Source organism: Halanaeroarchaeum sp. HSR-CO, from assembly GCF_024972755.1.
Classification (GTDB): domain Archaea; phylum Halobacteriota; class Halobacteria; order Halobacteriales; family Halobacteriaceae; genus Halanaeroarchaeum.
This window is the reverse complement of record NZ_CP087724.1, coordinates 2531139-2550449: the sequence shown is the minus strand read 5'-3', so window position 1 is coordinate 2550449 and position 19311 is coordinate 2531139. Positions and strand designations below refer to the sequence as shown.

13 protein-coding genes, 2 tRNA genes and 3 rRNA genes are annotated in these 19311 nt (G+C 63.1%); 14 read left to right on the top strand and 4 right to left on the bottom strand.

Annotation, left to right across the window (positions count from 1 at the left end; all coding sequences use genetic code 11):
• Window positions 1-2 precede the first annotated feature (2 nt).
• The 3 genes from HSRCO_RS13350 to pheT all read left to right on the top strand — a co-directional run bounded on the left by HSRCO_RS13350 (window position 3) and on the right by pheT (window position 5071).
• The gene (locus HSRCO_RS13350) at window positions 3-1547 is read left to right on the top strand and encodes a tryptophan--tRNA ligase (protein WP_259518133.1); all 1545 of its coding nucleotides are present in this window, start codon (window positions 3-5) and stop codon (window positions 1545-1547) included.
• Window positions 1548-1771: 224 nt separating this feature from the next.
• Entirely contained in the window at window positions 1772-3280 is a 1509-nt protein-coding gene (locus HSRCO_RS13345; protein ID WP_259518132.1) for a phenylalanine--tRNA ligase subunit alpha, read from the top strand.
• On the top strand, window positions 3281-5071 hold the full coding sequence (gene pheT, locus HSRCO_RS13340) for a phenylalanine--tRNA ligase subunit beta (RefSeq protein ID WP_259518131.1): 1791 nt from the start codon (window positions 3281-3283) through the stop codon (window positions 5069-5071).
• Window positions 5072-5095: 24 nt separating this feature from the next.
• On the opposite strand, the gene HSRCO_RS13335 is transcribed toward pheT, so the two are convergent.
• Together HSRCO_RS13335 and HSRCO_RS13330 are read right to left on the bottom strand one after the other, a co-directional pair.
• The gene (locus HSRCO_RS13335) at window positions 5096-6148 is read right to left on the bottom strand and encodes a quinone-dependent dihydroorotate dehydrogenase (RefSeq protein ID WP_259518130.1); all 1053 of its coding nucleotides are present in this window, start codon (window positions 6146-6148) and stop codon (window positions 5096-5098) included.
• Window positions 6149-6182: 34 nt separating this feature from the next.
• Window positions 6183-6380 carry an AbrB/MazE/SpoVT family DNA-binding domain-containing protein gene (locus HSRCO_RS13330; RefSeq protein ID WP_259518129.1) on the bottom strand — a complete coding sequence of 66 codons (198 nt, stop codon included), beginning with the start codon at window positions 6378-6380 and terminating at the stop codon, window positions 6183-6185.
• A 253-nt stretch (window positions 6381-6633) separates the two neighbouring features.
• On the opposite strand from HSRCO_RS13330, the gene HSRCO_RS13325 reads away from it, so the two are divergent.
• The 8 genes from HSRCO_RS13325 to HSRCO_RS13290 all read left to right on the top strand — a co-directional run bounded on the left by HSRCO_RS13325 (window position 6634) and on the right by HSRCO_RS13290 (window position 15517).
• Window positions 6634-6948, top strand: a complete 315-nt coding sequence (locus tag HSRCO_RS13325) for a non-histone chromosomal MC1 family protein (RefSeq protein ID WP_259518128.1) — start codon at window positions 6634-6636, stop codon at window positions 6946-6948.
• Between the two features lie 725 nt (window positions 6949-7673).
• Window positions 7674-9146: ribosomal RNA gene (locus HSRCO_RS13320) — 16S ribosomal RNA — on the top strand.
• Between the two features lie 139 nt (window positions 9147-9285).
• Window positions 9286-9357, top strand: a tRNA-Ala gene (locus tag HSRCO_RS13315).
• A 242-nt stretch (window positions 9358-9599) separates the two neighbouring features.
• Window positions 9600-12521 (top strand): 23S ribosomal RNA (locus tag HSRCO_RS13310).
• A gap of 116 nt (window positions 12522-12637) precedes the next feature.
• A 5S ribosomal RNA gene (gene rrf / locus HSRCO_RS13305) occupies window positions 12638-12759 on the top strand.
• Together the 16S, 23S and 5S rRNA genes with 1 tRNA gene alongside form the textbook arrangement of a ribosomal RNA operon.
• A gap of 130 nt (window positions 12760-12889) precedes the next feature.
• A complete protein-coding gene (locus HSRCO_RS13300; protein WP_259518127.1) occupies window positions 12890-14101 on the top strand; it encodes an MFS transporter in 1212 nt (403 codons plus the stop codon).
• A gap of 75 nt (window positions 14102-14176) precedes the next feature.
• Complete coding sequence (locus tag HSRCO_RS13295; protein WP_259518126.1) at window positions 14177-15034, top strand: SDR family oxidoreductase; 858 nt, start codon at window positions 14177-14179, stop codon at window positions 15032-15034.
• Between the two features lie 78 nt (window positions 15035-15112).
• Entirely contained in the window at window positions 15113-15517 is a 405-nt protein-coding gene (locus HSRCO_RS13290; protein ID WP_259518125.1) for a CBS domain-containing protein, read from the top strand.
• A 29-nt stretch (window positions 15518-15546) separates the two neighbouring features.
• On the opposite strand, the gene HSRCO_RS13285 is transcribed toward HSRCO_RS13290, so the two are convergent.
• Both HSRCO_RS13285 and HSRCO_RS13280 read right to left on the bottom strand, forming a co-directional pair.
• The gene (locus HSRCO_RS13285) at window positions 15547-16293 is read right to left on the bottom strand and encodes a ribonuclease H-like domain-containing protein (protein WP_259518124.1); all 747 of its coding nucleotides are present in this window, start codon (window positions 16291-16293) and stop codon (window positions 15547-15549) included.
• Window positions 16293-16922, bottom strand: coding sequence for a hypothetical protein (locus HSRCO_RS13280; RefSeq protein WP_259518123.1), 630 nt, complete (start codon window positions 16920-16922; stop codon window positions 16293-16295). The genes HSRCO_RS13285 and HSRCO_RS13280 overlap by 1 nt, the downstream gene beginning before the upstream one ends.
• 328 nt (window positions 16923-17250) lie before the next feature.
• On the opposite strand from HSRCO_RS13280, the gene HSRCO_RS13275 reads away from it, so the two are divergent.
• The 3 genes from HSRCO_RS13275 (at window position 17251) to HSRCO_RS13265 (ending at window position 19146) form a co-directional block, all read left to right on the top strand.
• Window positions 17251-17326 (top strand) — tRNA-Cys (locus tag HSRCO_RS13275).
• Between the two features lie 177 nt (window positions 17327-17503).
• A complete protein-coding gene (locus tag HSRCO_RS13270) occupies window positions 17504-17740 on the top strand; it encodes a hypothetical protein (protein ID WP_259518122.1) in 237 nt (78 codons plus the stop codon).
• A gap of 368 nt (window positions 17741-18108) precedes the next feature.
• Window positions 18109-19146 carry a hypothetical protein gene (locus tag HSRCO_RS13265; protein ID WP_259518121.1) on the top strand — a complete coding sequence of 346 codons (1038 nt, stop codon included), beginning with the start codon at window positions 18109-18111 and terminating at the stop codon, window positions 19144-19146.
• The last annotated feature ends 165 nt before the right edge of the window (window positions 19147-19311 follow it).

Genomic DNA, 19311 nt, shown 5'->3' with positions numbered 1-19311 from the left:
CCATGACCGAGGACACAGACACCCCAGACGACGGCGCCCCCACCGCTGGCGCGGACGACCTCGCCATCGACCCGTGGGGTTCCTCGACCATCGAGGATTACCGCTCGCTCTTCGAGCAATTCGGCATCGAGGAGTTCGACGAGGTCCTGCCCGACGTGGCCCACCCCCACTACCTGATGCGCCGGGCGATCATCTTCGGGCATCGCGACTACCGGCGGGTCGTCGACGCCATGCGGAACGACGAGCCCTTCGCCGCGCTCTCCGGGTTCATGCCGACCGGCGAGCCACACATCGGCCACAAACTCGTCTTCGACGAGCTGATCTGGCACCAACAACAGGGCGGGGACACCTACGCGCTCATCGCCGACCTCGAGGCCCACTCCGCCCGCGGACTCGACTGGGACGAGATCGACGAGCACGCGCGGGACTACCTCCTCTCGCTGCTGGCGTTCGGGTTCGACCCCGAGGCGGGCACGCTCTACCGCCAGTCGACCAACCGTCGGCTCCAGGACCTCGCGTTCGAACTCGGCATCGAGGCGAACTTCTCGGAGTTCGAGGCCATCTACGGCTTCTCCGGCGAGACCGACGTCTCGCACATGCAGAGCGTCGTCACCCAGGCTGCGGACATCCTCTACCCGCAACTCGACGAGCCCAAACCGACGGTCATCCCGGTCGGGCCCGACCAGGACCCGCACATCAGGCTCACCCGCGACCTCGCCGCGCGGATGCGAGCCTTCGGGGTCACTCGCGCGTACGCGAGCTTCGAGGCCGACGACGCGGAGCGCGAACTCATCGCGGCCGCCCACGCCGCACTGAGCGACGAGGCCGGCGGCGAGGACGACCTCGTCCGGTGTGTGGAGGCCGCGAACTGGCTCGAACGGGAGGTGGAACCGAGCGAGACCCGCGCCGACGCCATCCGGAAACTCGAGGCCGCCGGCAAGGAACCGGTCCGTCCCCGCGTCCGCTTTCTCGACCGGAACGCCTCCGAGGAGGCCTTCGCTGCGCTCATCGAGGCCATCGACGGCGAGAAGCGGGTCTTCGACGAGCACATCGACGCCTTCGAGATAGACCGGGCGTCGGCGGAGGAACTGGCCCGCGAGGTCGAGGTCGCGCACGGCGACTTCGGATTCATCCCGCCCTCTTCCATCTACCACCGCTTCATGACCGGCCTCACCGGCGGGAAAATGTCCTCGTCGGTCCCGGCGAGTCACATCAGTCTCCTCGACGACCCGGAGGACGGCTACGACAAGGTCCGCTCGGCGACCACCGGCGGCCGGGAGACGGCCGAGGAACAACGCGAACTCGGCGGCCGCCCGGACCAGTGCCCGGTCTACGAACTGTACGCCTACCTCCTCGCCGGGGACGACGACGAGTACGCCCAGACCGTCTACGACGAATGCGCCGGCGGGGAGCGTCTCTGCGGTGGGTGCAAGACGGAGGCCGCCGAGTCGATGGCCGACTTCCTCGAGGACCACCAGGCGCGCCGCGAGGAGATGCGCGAGGTGCTCGAGGACCTCGACATCGACCTCGACCGCCAGCGACCGTAGGAAAACGCTTTTACCGGTTTGTGCCATCCCGTCGCACATGGTTGCCGATCCCCACCGAATCGACCGCATCGAGTCCCGACTACCGGGTGTCGCGGGGTTCGGCGTCTTTTTCGCCTGACGGGTCGGTGGAGCCCGGGCCCGTCGCCCGGTCGAAACCGCCCTCGGGAGACAGAAGCGATAACTACGGTACAGATGCTTGCACGCGACAACGACCGACCCAACGAATGAAGCTTCCACGACAGCAACTCGCGGTGCTCGAGTCACTGAGCGCCGACGAGTGGACGACCGTCGACGAACTGGCCGAACAGCTAGACGAGAAACCCGAGACCGTCACCGGGGCCGCGTTCGCCCTGGAGGCGGACGGGCTGGCCGAGCTAAGTGAGACGACCGACGTGACCGCCTCGCTGACCGACGAGGGTGAAACCTACGTCGAGGATGGGCTCCCAGAGGTCCGCCTCTACGAGGCCGCCCGCTCCCTCGACGCCGACGAGTCGCCGGTCTCCATGGGCGAGGTCATCGGAGCGTCGGATCTCGACGGCCCGCTCGTCGATATCGCGCTCTCGAACTTCGCCCGGAAGGGGTACGGCGACATCGACTCGGGCTCGTTGTCCGCGAACCCGGACGCCGACCCCGCCGCCGACGAGGAGCGGGCGGCCCTCCAGGCGCTCGCCGACGGCGACGATGACGTCGACGAGGGAGTCCTCGACCAGTTGGTCCGGCGCGACCTCGTCGCCCTCGACGAGCGGACGATTCGTTCCGTCCAACTCACCGACGCCGGCGTGACTGAACTGATGGCGGGCGTAACGGTGCGGGAGGCGGTCGACCGCCTGACCCCCGAGATGCTCACTTCCGGCGAGTGGCGCGACGCCGAATTCGCCGAGTACAACGTCGCTGCCGACGCCGCTTCCCCGAACCCCGGGAAGGTCCACGTCCTCCGACAGGCCGCCGAACGCGTGAAGGAGGTCCTCGTCGGGATGGGCTTTCAGGAGATGGAGGGCCCCCACGTCGACGCGGACTTCTGGATCAACGACTGCCTGTTCATGCCCCAGGACCACCCGGCGCGCACCCACTGGGACCGGTTCGCACTGGAGCGCCCCGCGAAGATCGACGAACTCCCCGCGGACCTGGTCGAGCGGGTCGAATCCGCCCACCGCGAGGGCGTCGGCCCCGACAGCGACGGCTACCACTCCCCGTGGGACGTAGAGTTCGCGAAGGAACTCGCCCTGCGCGGGCACACGACCTCGCTCTCCGCGCGATACCTCTCCGGCGAGCAGGTCGGCGAACTGGAGCCACCACAGCGGTTCTTCAGCGTCGAGAAGGCCTACCGTAACGACACCCTCGACGCGACCCACCTCCTCGAGTTCTTCCAGATCGAGGGCTGGGTGATGGCCGAGGATCTGACCGTCCGCGACCTCATGGGGACGTTCACCGAGTTCTACGGACAGTTCGGGATCACCGACCTGCGATTCAAACCGACGTACAACCCCTACACCGAGCCGAGTTTCGAACTGTTCGGGCGCCACCCGGAGACGAACGAACTCATCGAGATCGGGAACTCGGGGATCTTCCGGCCCGAGATGCTCGATCCGCTGGGTGTCGACGCCGACGTCATGGCCTGGGGGCTGGCACTGGAGCGACTTCTCATGTTGATCACTGGCTTCGAAGACATCCGCGACGTGCATGGCACGCTGGCCGACCTCGAGTTCCTGCGGTCCGTGGAGGTGGAGTACTAGATGCCCGTCGTCGACGTCGATCCCGACGACCTCCGACGGATGACCGGCCACGACGAGAAATCGGACGACGAACTCAAAGACGACCTCTTCGGGCTCGGCATCGAGTACGAGGAGGAGACCGAGGACGGCGAGTTCCAGCTGGAGTTCGAAGCCGACCGCCTCGACCGCCTGAGCATCGCCGGTATCGCGCGCTCGCTGCGCTATCAGTACGGCGATGCTCGTGGCGTCTACGTTCCGAAGACGAACGACCCCGACTGGACCATCGAGGTCGACGAGAGCGTTCCAGACGAGCGCCCCTACGTGACCGGGGCTGTCATCCGCGGACTCGACATGAACGACGAGGACCTGGAGGCTATCATCCAGTTGCAGGAGAAACTCCACGCGACGATGGGGCGCAAGCGGGCGAAGGGCGCCATCGGCATCCACGACCTGACGATGCTGAAGGGCGGGTCCGCGCTACGCGCGGACGAGAGGGAGAGCGGCGAAGCCGTGAGCGACGGGACCGCGCTACGCGCGGACGAAAGGGAGAGCGGCGTCGACGGCGAGAACACGATCCGCTACGTCGGTGTCGAACCGGACGAGGACACCTTCGTCCCACTGGACTCGGACCGAGAGCTCACGCCCGCGGCGGTCCTCGAAGAGCATCCGGTGGGGGAGAAGTACGCCGACCTGGTCAGCGAGTACGACCGCTATCCCGCCATCTACGACGACATCGGGCTGTTCAGTTTCCCGCCCGTCATCAACGGCCGCCGCACCGAGGTCTCGACCGAGTCGCGGGACCTCTTCGTCGAGATGACCGGGACCGACCAGTGGACCATCGACAAGATGTTGAACGTGGTCTGCTACGCCCTCGACGCCCGCGGCGGTCGCGTCGAGGAGGTCGAGGTCGCCTACCCGGACGGGACCGTCGTCCGACCGGACCTCGCGGTCGACGAGAAGGAGCTCTCTCACCGTCGAATCGAGCGGACACTCGGCATCGACCTCGACGAGGACGATGCCATCGACCTCTTCGAGCGCTCGGGTCTCGACGCCGATCCGGTGGTCGTCGGTGACGACGAACTCGCCTACGAGGTCGCCATCCCACCCTACAGGGTCGACGTGTTGCATCCGGTCGACCTCGTCGACGACGTGGGCCGAACGTACGGGTTCAACAACCTCACGCCGCGATACCCCGACGTCAGCACGGTCGGTGCCCGGACCGAGGCCTCCCGTCACGAGGAGGCGGTCCGCAACGTCCTCGTCGGCCTCGGCTTCGAGGACATGCTGAATTTCAACCTCACCAGCGAGGCGGAGAACTTCGAGCGAATGGGCCTGGACCCCGACGCGGGCGTGATGGGGGCGGGCGAACCGGCGACCATCGTGGAGGCTTACAGCGAGGACTTCACCATCGTAAGGACGTGGGCGCTCCCCTCGCTGCTGATGGTCCTCGAGAACAACACGCACCGCGAGTACCCACAGGACCTCGCCGAGATCGGCTTCGCCGCCCACGTCGACGAGGACGAACTGACGAACGTCGCCGAACGGCGAACTGTCGCCGGCGTACTCGCCCGCACCGACGCCTCCTTCGAGGATGCGAAGGGGCGTCTCCAGTCGCTCGCTCGCAACTTCGGCGTCGACCTCGAGACGCCGCCGACCGACCACCCCTCCTTCATCGACGGTCGGACCGCGTCGGTCGTCTTCGCTGGCGACACAGTGGGTGTCGTCGGCGAGATTCATCCCGGTGTCCTGGTCGAACACGACCTCGAGGTACCGGTGGCTGGCTTCGAGTTCGAACTGGACGGTCTCCGCTGACAGTCGGCCAGTCTGCCCGGTCTTTCACTCGAGATCCGCGCCGACGGCGTCCTCGATCGATTCGAAGCCGTCGCGTTCCAGGCGCTCGAGGAGCCCGCGATTGATGTCACGGGCGATGGTCGGCCCCTCGTAGATGAGCCCCGTGTAGAGCTGGACGAGCGATGCGCCCGCGCGGATCTTCTCGTAGGCATCCTCGGCGGTGAAGATACCGCCCACGCCGACGACCGGGCGGTCGGTTCGTTCGGCGACGAACCGGACCAGTTCGGTCGCACGGTCCTCGAGTGGCTTTCCAGAGAGACCGCCCTCCTGGGCCCGGTTCGGGTTCTGGAGTCCATCGTCGCGCGTGGTCGTGGTGTTGGTGGCGACGATACCGTCCAGGTCGAGGTCATCCGCGAGCGCCACGACGTCTGCGATGGCGTCGCGGTGGAGGTCCGGCGACACCTTGACGAGTAGCGGTGACGCGCCCGCGTCGACGAGCGTTCCTAGAATCGTCTCCAGCGGGCCACGGTCCTGGAGGTCTCGCAGCCCCGGGGTGTTGGGACTGGAGACGTTGACCACCACGAAGTCGGCGTGGTCGCCCACGCGCTCGTACGTGTACAGGTAATCGTCTGCGGCCTCCTCGAGGGGCGTGGATTTCGACTTCCCGAGGTTCACGCCCACGGGAATCTCGGGAGTCTTCGCGGACGCGAGACGCTGGCCGATGGCGTCGGCGCCCTGGTTGTTGAACCCCATCCGGTTGACGAGGGCCTGGTCCTCGGGGAGTCGGAAGAGCCGCGGCCGGGGGTTGCCCGGCTGGGCCTCCGCCGTCACCCCGCCGACCTCGACGTGGCCGAACCCGAGGGCCGCGAGTGCGCGCGGCACGCGGGCGTTCTTGTCGAAGCCCGCGGCGACGCCGACGGGATTGGGAAACGAAACGTCGAAGACCTCGGTCTGGAGTCGGGGATCCTCCACGACGAAGTGACGACCCATGGCGCCCAACACCCCAACGCGTTGGCTCGCCTCCAGTAAGTGCACGACGACGTCGTGGGCTGTCTCCGGTGGCAGACGGAACAAGAGCGGCTTCACGGCTCCGTACATCGTCTACAATCGCTCGCTGCGTGCGTATAAGTGCCTAGAAGTCGTGTTCGACCTCGTCCGGGTCGGCTTTCTGGATGATGATCTTGTCTTCGCGGACGCGGACGAACACCTCGTCGCCGATCTGCAATCCGGCAACGGCGAGTTCGTCCTCGTGGAGGTTTACGTGCGCGTTGTGGTACGCACCGTCTTCCCCTTTCGCGCCACTCGGGCTGAGCTTCTTTTTGCGGACCATCGCAGTATCCTATTTGGGGCTTCGCCGTGACGTATACTTAAGTTCTTCCGAGTGGCGCCGTCTTCGAGTCCCGCGTCCGCTCGATACCGCAAGCGCTCGTCGGTTTCGTGACGGGGACGGCCGTCACGGGGCCGAATGGCGGCGGTATCGGGCGATATTCCGGTATCGGACGATCATTACATAAATATTTTCTGGTCAGGTCGCCGGTATATTTATACACCCGTCTTGTGTTGGCTTCGCATGGGTTCAAACCATGGTACGTGAGGACGGTAAGCGGAACTTTGCACTTCGCGAGACGAACGGAAACGAATCGAGCGTGTTCTCCGGAAACACTCCCCGCCAGGCAGCGCTCAAAGCCGCACGCCGGCTGGCCGAAGTTGGGTCCTCGGAGGAATCCGCCCCTCGACTCGAGATCCGACTTCGGGAGAAAGGGACGGATAAAGTCCACATCTACGATGCCTGGGCGTGGGAGGAGACCGCTCCCGACGACAAACCGGACTGGATGCCCAGCGATATCACGGAGGCGAACGTCTCCAAGAAGGGCATCGAGCACATCGAAGAGGTTTGAGACACGTTCCTCGCGAAGTTCGGGCGACGGTGATGGGCTTATGTACCGTCTCGCCGTAGTCCGCGCTGGCGCGGGTACCACCCGATCAGACCTGACGCACAGTGCGTGGGATGACCGATCGGCCTCCGCCCGTGCCACACTTTCTGCCATGTAACGCCGTCCCGAGGAGGGGTCCGGTTCGACGCCCTTATCCGTGGGCCTGCATTTCGATAGGTTGCACACGATGAGGTGGCCCGGGTCACCCGGCGCCACTGATGTTCGCTCGACGCCCCGGCACGGGTCGTCGTTCCCGACCACGACTGGTCGGGTTCGATGCCCTTAAGTAATACCCGGGACCTCGGATAGAATGCGTTCGATGAGCGGTGGTCGGCACGACCGACGCGCCGTGATGCGATCCGACGTCCCAGTTTGGCGTCGACCCCGGCCTCGACGGCTCGGGTTCGATGCCCTTAAGTAATAACGGGGCGTCGGGTTGAATGTGACCGCCCCGGGTCGACCGGGGCGATGGGAGCCGACCTGGCTTCGATGGGTTTATCACCCAACGAACCCAACGTTCGGGTCCCGAAGGACATGAGGATTCCACCCCTGCGGTCCGCCGTACAGATGGTATCTGATGTTAGCCTCGATGGTTTGGTGAAATCTGGTCGGCCACGATTTTCATCGTGACGACCACACCCGCCAACCAGAGACTCCCTTCTCTGGCCCGCCGGGAATATTCCCGGCACATTCCGGTTGATCCTGCCGGAGGCCATTGCTATCGGAGTTCGATTTAGCCATGCTAGTCGCACGGGTTTAGACCCGTGGCGAAAAGCTCAGTAACACGTGGCCAAACTACCCTATGGATCAGAATAACCTCGGGAAACTGAGGACAATTCTGAATACCGCTCCTGCACTGGGATGTGCGGAGCTCGAAACGCTACGGCGCCATAGGATGTGGCTGCGGCCGATTAGGTTGACGGTGGGGTAACGGCCCACCGTGCCCATAATCGGTACGGGTTGTGAGAGCAAGAGCCCGGAGACGGTATCTGAGACAAGATACCGGGCCCTACGGGGCGCAGCAGGCGCGAAACCTTTACACTGCACGACAGTGCGATAAGGGAACTCCGAGTGCGAGGGCATAGAGCCCTCGCTTTTGTACACCGTAAGGTGGTGCACGAATAAGGGCTGGGCAAGACCGGTGCCAGCCGCCGCGGTAATACCGGCAGCCCAAGTGATGGCCGATATTATTGGGCCTAAAGCGTCCGTAGCTGGCCGGACAAGTCCGTTGGGAAATCCGCGCGCTCAACGCGCGGGCGTCCAGCGGAAACTGTCCGGCTTGGGGCCGGAAGACCTGAGGGGTACGTCCGGGGTAGGAGTGAAATCCTGTAATCTCGGACGGACCGCCTGTGGCGAAAGCGCCTCAGGAAGACGGACCCGACAGTGAGGGACGAAAGCCAGGGTCTCGAACCGGATTAGATACCCGGGTAGTCCTGGCTGTAAACGATGTCCGCTAGGTGTGACGCAGGCTACGGGCCTGCGCTGTGCCGTAGGGAAGCCGTGAAGCGGACCGCCTGGGAAGTACGTCTGCAAGGATGAAACTTAAAGGAATTGGCGGGGGAGCACTACAACCGGAGGAGCCTGCGGTTTAATTGGACTCAACGCCGGACATCTCACCAGTTCCGACAGCAGTAATGACGGTCAGGTTAATGATCTTACCCGATGCTGCTGAGAGGAGGTGCATGGCCGCCGTCAGCTCGTACCGTGAGGCGTCCTGTTAAGTCAGGCAACGAGCGAGACCCGCACCCTTAGTTGCCAGCGGTGCCCATTGGGCAGCCGGGTACACTAGGGGGACTGCCGCTGCCAAAGCGGAGGAAGGAACGGGCAACGGTAGGTCAGTATGCCCCGAATGAACTGGGCAACACGCGGGCTACAATGGCCGAGACAATGGGATGCAACCCCGAGAGGGGGCGCTAATCTCCTAAACTCGGTCGTAGTTCGGATTGAGGGCTGAAACTCGCCCTCATGAAGCTGGATTCGGTAGTAGTCGCGTGTCAGAAGCGCGCGGCGAATACGTCCCTGCTCCTTGCACACACCGCCCGTCAAAGCACCCGAGTGGGGTTCGGACGAGGCCGGCATGCGCCGGTCGAATCTGGGCTCTGCAAGGGGGCTTAAGTCGTAACAAGGTAGCCGTAGGGGAATCTGCGGCTGGATCACCTCCTAACGATCGGGACCAGGCATTTCGCCTGGCCCAATGGTGGCAGCATCTCGCTGTCCCCATCCCGTCACGAGTGATCGTGCCCGACCAGACACCTACAAACCATCGAGGCTAACACGCCGCACCCCTCCCGATAGGGAGGCGGGCCCATAGCTCAGCGGGAGAGCGCCGCCTTTGCAAGGCGGAGGCCCTGGGTTCAAATCCCAGTGGGTCCATGCTTCCGGGCGGTTCGAATCGTGCCCCTTAAGTGTGGGACGACGATACGAACTACCCCGGACGACTGATGCACTGCCCCGCGAAAGCGCGGGTAGGAAGGGTCGATGTACGCTCGCCCAACAAGGGTATTCCAGTATAGGGTACCCCGTGACGGGTGACGTGCGATGACGACCGTGTATACGTGCAATCCAGGCGCTCACTGGACTCGTCCACCGAATGTGGACGTGCGAAATTGAAGATTACGTGGCTGCTACAGTGCCGCCTGGTGGATAGCTCGGCTCGGAAGCCGACGAAGGACGTGCCAAGCTGCGAAAAGCTCAGGGGAGCCGCACGGAGGCGAAGAACCTGAGGTCTCCTAATAGGAATCCTCACCGCAATTGCCTTGCGCAATGGGGAACGTCCGGAATTGAAACATCTTAGTACGGACAGGAAAAGAAATCGCAATGAGACGCCGTTAGTAACCGCGAGTGGACGCGGCACAGCCCAAACCGAAGCCCTCACGGGCAATGTGGTGTTCGGGCTGACGATCAGCATCCGAACGTCCGCGTGAAGTCTCCTGAAATGGAGCACGATACAGGGTGACAGTCCCGTAACGCGGTCAAGTACGATGTGAGTCAGTTCCAGAGTATCGGGGGTCGGAATTCCCTCGTGAAGATGGCAGGCATCAACTGCCAAGGCTAAGTACTCTCCGAGACCGATAGTGAACAAGTAGCGTGAGCGAACGCTGAAAAGTATCCTCCGAAGGGAGGTGAAATAGAGCTTGAAATCAGGTGGCGATAGAACGATTGGGCATAAAAGGCCCCGCTGGGAACGACTCGGACGTAAGTCCGTGGTAGGACCTTCGGGGAGCCGATGTTCGATCGTACGTTTTGAAAAACGAGCCAGAGAGTGTACCTGTTTGGCAAGTCTAACCGGAGCATCCGGGAAGGCATAGGGAAACCGACATGGCCGCAGCCTTCGGGCGAGGGCCGCCGTCTTCAAGGGCGGGGAGTCAAACGGGTACGACCCGAAACCGGGCGATCTACGCGCGAGCAAGGTGAAGCATGGCGAAAGCCATGTGGAGGCCTGATAGGGTTGGTGTCTTACAATACCCTCCCGTGACTTGTGTGTAGGGGTGAAAGGCCCATCGAGCCCGGCAACAGCTGGTTCCAACCGAAACATGTCGAAGCATGACCTCTGCTGAGGTAGTCTGTGGGGTAGAGCGACCGATTGGGGAGTCCGCCTCCGAGAGGAGTCGGCCCCCCTGTCAAACTCCGAACCTACAGACGCCGTCGAAGCAGGGAGTCCGATCTGCGGGGTAAGCCTGTGGATCGTGAGGGAGACAACCCAGAGCTGGGTTAAGGTCCCAAAGTGCAGGCTAAGTGTGAGATTGAAGGTGGTCCTGAGCCCTAGACAGCCGGGAGGTGAGCTTAGAAGCAGCTACCCTCTAAGGAAAGCGTAACAGCTCACCGGCCGAGGTTCAGGGCGCCCAAAATGATCGGGACTCAAGTCTGCCACCGAGACCGAGCCGCAGAGATAACACTCTGATCGTGTAGGTTGGCACTCTGTTCGGGCGGAAGCACGGGTGAGAACTCGTGTGGACCGAATGGGGACGAAAATTCTGGCCGTAGTAGCAGCGAAAGTCGGGTGTGAATCCCGACGGCCGCAAGGGCAAGGGTTCCTCGGCACTGTTCGTCAGCCGAGGGTTAGCCGATCCTAAGGCCTACCGCAACTCGAGTAGGTCAAAAGGGAAACTGGTTAATATTCCAGTGCCATCGTACAGTGAAAGTCGACGCCTCGGGGTAAATCGAGCTGGGCTATCGCCCAGTCGAACCGTCCAAATCCGTGGAAGCCGTAATGGCACGAAGCGGACGAACGGCGGGATAGGGAAACTCGATCCAACCTGGGGCCCGTGAAAAGACGAGTACGATGTCCGTACCCAGATCCGACACAGGTGCCCTGGCTGAGAAGGCCAAGGCCTGCCGAGACTAACCGACGTTAGGGAATTCGGCAAATTCGCCCCGTAAGTTCGCGATAAGGGGTGCCTGCCCAGTGATTGGGCAGGCCGCAGAGACCAGGAGGCTCCGACTGTCTAGTAACAACATAGGTGACCGCAAATCCGAAAGGACTCGTACGGTCACTGAATCCTGCCCAGTGCGGGTATCTGAACACCCAGTACAATGGGACGAAGGACCCGTTAACGGCGGGGGTAACTATGACCCTCTTAAGGTAGCGTAGTACCTTGCCGCTTTAGTAGCGGCTTGCATGAATGGATCAACGAGAGCCTCACTGTCCCAACGTTGGGCTCGGTGAACCGTACGTTCCAGTGCGGAGTCTGGAGACCCCCAAGGGGAAGCGAAGACCCTATAGAGCTTTACTGCAGGCTGTCGCTGGGACACGGTCGCTGATGTGCAGCATAGGTAGGAGCCGCTACACAGGTACCTGCGCTAGCAGGCCACCGAGGCATCAGTGAAATACTACCCGTCAGTGACTGTGACCCTCACTCCGGGAGGAGAACACCGGTAGCCGGGCAGTTTGACTGGGGCGGTACGCGCTCGAAAAGATATCGAGCGCGCCCAATGGTTACCTCATCCGGGTCGGAGACCCGGAAAAGAGTGCAAGAGCATAAGGTAACCTGACAGTGTTCGGCACAACAACGGACGCTGACGCGAAAGCGTGGTCTAGCGAACCAATGAGCCTACTTGATGTGGGCCATTGATGACAGAAAAGCTACCTTAGGGATAACAGAGTCGTCACCGGCAAGAGCACATATCGACCCGGTGGCTTGCTACCTCGATGTCGGTTCCCTCCATCCTGCCCGTGCAGAAGCGGGCAAGGGTGAGGTTGTTCGCCTATTAAAGGAGGTCGTGAGCTGGGTTTAGACCGTCGTGAGACAGGTCGGCTGCTATCTATTGGGGGTGTTTTGGTACCTGACGGGAACGTCCGTATAGTACGAGAGGAACTACGGACGGGAGCCACTGGTCGACCGGTTGTCCGAGAGGGCATTGCCGGGCAGCTACGCTCCACAGGGTAAGGGCTGAAAGCATCTAAGCCCGAAACCTACCTGGAAAAGAGGTACCGCTGAGGTCTCTCGTAAAAGACGAGATCGATAGACTCGGGGTGTACGCACCAAGGCAACGAGGTGTTTAGCCCGCGAGCACTAACAGACCGAAGCCACCATTCATCCGCACGTCCGACTCGGAGTTCGAGTCCAGGCGTTAACTGGATTGCACGTACACACGGCATCAGGACCACCGACGACTGGTGTCACGATCGCGGTTCGATTCCGCGAGTCGGCGTTAAGGCGGCCATAGCGGTGGGGTTACACCCGTACCCATCCCGAACACGGAAGTTAAGCCCACCTGCGTTCCGGCGAGTACTCGAGTGCGCGAGCCTCTGGGAAAACCGGTTCGCCGCCTCCATTCATTCCGTTCATACCAACCCTCGAGCGACAGCGGTGTCGCTCGGGGGTTTTCGTCATTTTGGACAGTGCCGCCTCCGTTACCGGCACCCACGCGTTCTTGTACCGGACGGGAGTATGTCCGACGAGCCGTGACGTCGAACACTGATGCATCGGAGACCGAGACGATGTACGACGTCGTCTCGAGCGACCGCGGACCGTTCTTGCTCGCCCTCGCCTTCGGCTGGTTTTTGACCCTTGGCGCGCGATTTCTCGTCCCCGCTCTGTTGCCCGTCATCAAGACGGAATTCGCCATCCAGAACGCGGGCGCAGGCCTCATCGTCACCGTCATCTGGCTCACGTACGGCGGGATGCAGTTCCCGGCTGGTGTCCTCACTGATCGCATCGGCGAACGCGTTCTTCTCGGCACGAGTGCACTTCTGGCTGCGGTGAGTATGATCGGGTTCGCCCTGGCGCCGACCTACGAGTGGTTCCTGGTCGCGGCAGCCGCCTTCGGCGTGGCGACCGGACTGTTCGGACCTGCCCGCGGCACTGCCCTCACGAAGCGCTTCGATCAGTTCGAGGGACTCGCCTTCGGGTTCGTTCTCGGTGCCGGCAGTATCGGCGCGGCGACGCTACCGCTCGCGGCCACGGTGCTCACCGAGTACATCGGCTGGCGCTGGGCTATCGGTATCGTCGGGCCTGCGTTCTTCGCCTCGGGCCTTGCCCTACTCGTCGTCGTTCCTCAGACCCTCCCGGGGAGTGGCCCGGCAGGGTCGCTTGTTCAGGGTATCCGACGGTCCGGACGGGCCCTCCGGACGCGTCGAATCGCGCTCGCCGTGGGAGGTATCGTCATCATGTTGTTCATCTTTCAAGGGCTGACCGCCTTCTACCCGACGTACCTCTCCGCCGAAGGGGGACTGTCGGCGTCCACTGCGAGCAGTCTCTACGCGCTGTTGTTCCTCGCTGGCGGGATGTTTCAGCTCAGTGCCGGCCGACTCGCGGACCGGTTCGGATATCGGCGGGTCCTGGTGGGGCTCAGCGCGGTGAGCGTGTTGCCGCTGATGTGGTTGCCGTGGATCGAGTCACTGGGCTGGTTCACCGTGGTGACGGTTCTCATCGCCATCAGGCTCGCTCTGGGCCCCATGACGAACGCCTACATCATCGGCTCGCTTCCCACCGAAAGCAAGGGAACGATCTGGGGATTCGTGCGGACGGGATTTTTCGTCCTGGGCGCGTTCGGATCGACCGTGGTCGGCGGTGTGGCGGACCTGGGGTACTTCGATGCGGCCCTCTACGGACTCGCCGTCATGACGGCTTTGGGCGGGGTGCTGTACTATCTACTCCCGAAAGAGCCGGTCTGAGTTCCCAGTTCAGCTGAACCGGCCAGCGTCGGCCCTTCCGTGACCGCTATACTTCTCGCGCGCGTTCGCTCGACCGTGCACGTCCTCATCGTCGGCTGTGGATACGTCGGGCTCGAACTCGGCCGCCAACTGACGCCAGAGCATCGTGTCACGGGGGTTCGTCGGTCCGAGGCCGGTCTCGACGCGGTCACCGAGGCAGGACTGGAGGCCGTTCACGGGGATGCGTCGAACGCCACTGACCTGCTCTCGCTGCCGAGCGCGGACGTGGTGGTCTACGCGGCGAGTGCCCGCGGTGGAACCGGCGCGCGCGAGACCTACGTCGACGCCCTCGAGATGGTCATCGACCACTTCGGGGGGCGCCGATCGGAACCCGACCAACTGGTGTACACCTCGAGTACGGGCGTCTACGGCGACCACGGTGGTGACTGGGTCGACGAGGAAACCCCACTCCGCCCGACGACCGACCGGGAACGGACGCTAATCGAGGCGGAGCGAATCGCTCTCGAAGCGGGCAATCCGGCCATCGATCGCACGGTCCTCCGCTTTGGCGGAATCTACGGACCCGGACGCTCGCCGGTCGAGCGCTATCTCGAGGGACCGGTTTCTCCCGGCTACGGGAACTTCGTCCACCGCGACGACGCCGCCGGCGCCATCGCCTATCTACTGACTACCGTCACCGAGTCCCCGTCGGTGCTCAACGTCGTCGACGACCAACCGATGGAGCGACCGGCGCTCGCTCGATGGATCGCAGCCCAGCAGGGCGTCCAAGCCCCCGAGGTCGTCCCGCTCGAGGAGCGCGAACTCTCCCAGTCACGTCGGGAACGTTTGGCCGCGAACAAGCGCGTCTCGAACGTTCGATTGCACGAGACCGGCTACGAGTTGCGATATCCGACGGTCGAAGACGGCATTCGGAGCGGGCTCGAGACGGCGTGAGCGGCGCCGGCCCTGGACTTCTCTGTAACCATCGCCGGTGTGCAAATCCTTAACAGCCATTGCGTGCAACCGCGTCCCATGGAAGACATTTTCGTGGGGCGGTTGATGTCCTCACCTGTCCATTCCGTCTCCCGGGACACCCCGGTGCAGGAAGCAGCACAGACGATGATCGACGCCGATATCGGTTCTCTCGTGGTGCTCGACGAGGACGGCGCGCTCGATGGCATCCTCACCTCGACCGATTTCGTTCGCGCCGCGGCGGACGGTGGCTCGAGCGACGAAGCGGTCGTCGGCGAGTACTGCACCGATACCGTCACGACAACCGACGCGAACGACACCATCCGGGACGTCGCCGACATCATGATCGAGCACGGCTTCCACCACGTCCCGGTCACCGAGGGCCAGGAGCCCGTCGGTATGATCACGACCAGCGACATGACCGCCTACGTCTCGCACATCGAGAAACCGAGTCCGCCCGCCTGATCAGCCAGCCGTCGAAAACGCCCGCTCGATCAGTCCGTCTCTGGGAACACGCGGTCGTGGATTCTGCCCGTGAGCTCGTCGGCCAGCGCGACGAGATTTCGCGCGTCGTCCTGGTTGTACGCAATCAGGGTCGCCAGCGCGTCGGCGTCACCATCTCGGTCGTACTCGTGCCAGAGGCGCACGGCGTCTCGCCCAGAGATGTCCGGCCGGTCGCGCTCGATACCGAGGTCTCGTTCAACCCGCTTTAGCCCGCCGCTGAATCCGACCCGATCGCCGAGAAATCGCAGGTCGAGATGCGGCAGGTCGATGTCCAGGTCGAATGCGTGCTCGAGAAAGGGCACGTCGAACTGCTTGCCGTTGAACGTCCCGACGAGTTTCGCGTCCGAGAACTCCGCTTCGAGCGCGGCCCTGGTCAGGTCCTGGCCCCGGACGTAGGTCCGCGTGTTGCCGTCGCGGTGAACGGAGACGGTCGTGACCACGTGTTGCTGTTTGCTCAGTCCGGTCGTCTCGATGTCGAAGAAGAGCGTCTCCTCGCGAAAGTTCTCGTACAGTCGCCAGTGACAGCGACTCGGCATCGTCTCGGCGAAAAACCGTGCGTCACCGTCGTCCAGTCGGGGGCGGGCGGTGGCCAGGTAGTCCTCGATGCGATCGGCGGTCTTGGGCCCGACCGCGTCCGGCGTGAAGGCGTCCCAGTGCGTGATGCCCGCCGTCCAGAGCGATCGTTCGGTCGTCTCGCCGACGCCGTGGACGGGGATGAAGCTGTTCTCGACGCGCATCACTCCTCCGTGAGCGACCAGTCGGCTTCCTCGGCCACCTCGTGGAACGACTGGAACTCCCAGCCGGCCTCCTCGGCCCACTCGCGTTCCTCCGGAAGGCCGACGAGCACCCGACGTTCGGAGTAGAAGTGGTGGGTCTCGTCGATGCGCGCGAGACGATCGGCCGGGCCGCGGGAGACGTCGTTGAAGAAGTCCACGTCGATCCCGTTGTTGCGGAAATACGTGTTCATCGCCGGCCCGCTCGCATCGCCGACGACGCCAACCCAGTCTGACCAGGTGTTCGTCTCGGCGATGACGGCAGACGGCGATTCGGTGCGCTTGAGCGCCTCGAGTGTGATAGCGGTGGTCAGGTCGTGGACGGTCTCGTGATCGGCCTCCCCGCCGGTGCCACAACTTCCCCCTCCCTCGTGTTCGTCCGGCGATTCGGTCTCGGCCCCCTCCGTCTGCGGGACGCCCGGCATCTGCCGGCCCGAAGCCGCTTTCTGGCCCGCCGATCCGCGTTTGCTCGCCGTCGATTCTTCGGGCTTCTGGTCAGCCTGGTCCGGTTCGTCGTCCACGTCGGGGACGCCCGGTGTCGGGCGGCCGCCGTCGGTCAGGAGGGGTCGGGATCCACGCTCTTGGGTCGTCATATCCCCTCCTTGGAGACGGAACGGAAGATGTGTTTCGGACCGTCGTCGCGTTCGAGGCGACTGCGGCCGTCGAACGTCGACGCGGCAACGGAGGGATTGCGCCGGACAGCCCTACCGCAGCGGCCTCCAGTTCCGGCAGACGCACTTGCTCACGGCTTCGCCGTTCGCACATACCGAGACGCTTCGCGTTTCGCGTTGCTCACGGCTTCGCCGTTCGCTTCGTCCGACTGCCGACGTCACACGTTCGCCGCATACGCGGCTCACGGTGTGACAGCCGCCATCGCCGGACCGCAATCCATAAATCGACTCATTGCAGATATTCACGTGCGCCAAGGTGGCAGAGTCCGGCCTAACGCAGCGGCCTGCAGAGCCGCCCATCGCCGGTTCAAATCCGGCCCTTGGCTGTTGCTACGAGTACCACACGAGTAGCGACAGCCAACGGGCCGGATTTGAATCAGGGAACGGAGCGCAGCGGAGTGACCGTGGTTCAAATCCGGCCCTTGGCTCTCAGACGGTACCCGATAGCCCAGGACGACTTTGGACCCGATATTTTGTTCAGATCAGTGCAGCAGTGCTATTAGTTGAGGGCCGTCGCGATGCTGTCGTCCTTCTCAGCGCTCATCCTGACGTTCTGGACTGAGACAGTTTGGGCCAGGTCGCTCGTGCTCGTGTCGTGGGCCTGTTTCTCCGGGACGCTTCCTTCGGCGGCCCATGGCTATCGCGTGAGCCAAACCGAGACGACGACGGAGGACGCGACTGCGTCGCCGGGAGCTACCATCACCGTCGATTTACAGACGGCCGAACAGGACTCGGTGTGACCCTCACTACGTCGTCGATCATCCGCACGAGCCTCTAACTCTCACTCACCTGTTCAGACCGACGCGGAACGGCCGGTCGGCATTTTCTCAGTCATATTGCGTGCTGGCTGGGAGATTGGGATCGAGTACAGCGGCCGAGACGTTACGCTTGCGGTCTGGGGTTGCTAGTGAAAAGGCCCGTCGTGCTAAGACGCAGCGAGATATGCGATTGGAAACGTCCTCGATCGTGGCCGGTGAAACCAAGAGGAACGGATAAGACACGGCAGCCCAAATGGTTGGATATCCAATACGAAAAAGTCGATATTGGAACGTGACCAATGACTACCAGACCCAATCGAGATCGTGCTGATAGCTCTCGCAGATCGTTCATGCGGAAAGCAGCGCTGTTTACCACCGCCAGCGCACTCGGCGGTGGTTTTGGCCCAAGAGCGGCCAGTGCCTCGGACGAACCGTCGCCGGCTGGCGTGGATGATTCGTACACCGTGATCCACCGCGATCCGGTCTACGTCTACAACACGATCGACCCGGAGGTACATCGGGTCGTGAAAGGATATGCGAAGATCCGTCTCGCACCGTCGTTCTACGGGAACGACTGGGACGCTACCTGGTGGGGCAGTTCCTCGGCACTCGACAACTACGCCGAAGAGAATCGCCTCTCCTCGGTCGGCTTGACCTCAGAAGAGACGGCTTTCCTCACCGGCCTCACCGGTCTCAATGACGGAACCTGGTACAACGTCGATCTGGCTGACAAGACCTTCTCTTACGATTCCACACCCGGCCTCGATCTGGAAGACGTGACGGCGACGATGGTGACGGACCCGGGCTTCGAGGACTACACGAAGACGGTGGACGAACAGACCGAGGAGACCGTCACCTACGAGGTCAACCCCGACGAACCGAACGACTTCTTAGAGATCCACGAGTACACTATCTACGTCACCCAGCAGGACGTAACCTATCAGGTGATCGCCGCCGTCTTCGATGAGCGGGAGTCGCTCATCGAGATCGCTGTGGACGTCAAGCCAGGTGATTCTATTCCCGCGATCAATCCCAACAGCAGGGGCGTGACCCCCGTGGCAATCCACACGACCGGATCGTTCGATGCATCGAGCGTCGACGTATCGACGCTGTGCTTTGGCGATCCTTCACGCGTCGCCCCCTACGAAGATTGCACTGGCGCGAGCGCGGTCCGGAGCAGCCTCGAGGACGTGGACTCGGACGGCGACGACGACCTCGTCGTTCACTTCGAGACACGAGAACTGGGCCTGTCGGTCGATACCACCACGGTCGAACTCGTGGGGAAGACGGATACCGGAACCTGGTTTCGGGGTACCGATTCCGTCAGGGTCGTGGACCGAGGACACTCGGGTGTCAGGCGGAGACCACCGGACCCGACGAACCGGTAACTGGTGGTCGAGTGGCCTGTTCGTTCGTGTGGAGGGCAGTGAACCATCCGTCAGCAGTATCGCGACCCGGACCGGAATACTGAAACCGCCTTCGATTTTCCTGTGAGTAAATTACGAGTACTGAGAGCCGTGATTTTGCCAGACACGCCGACCGTGTCGTGGCAT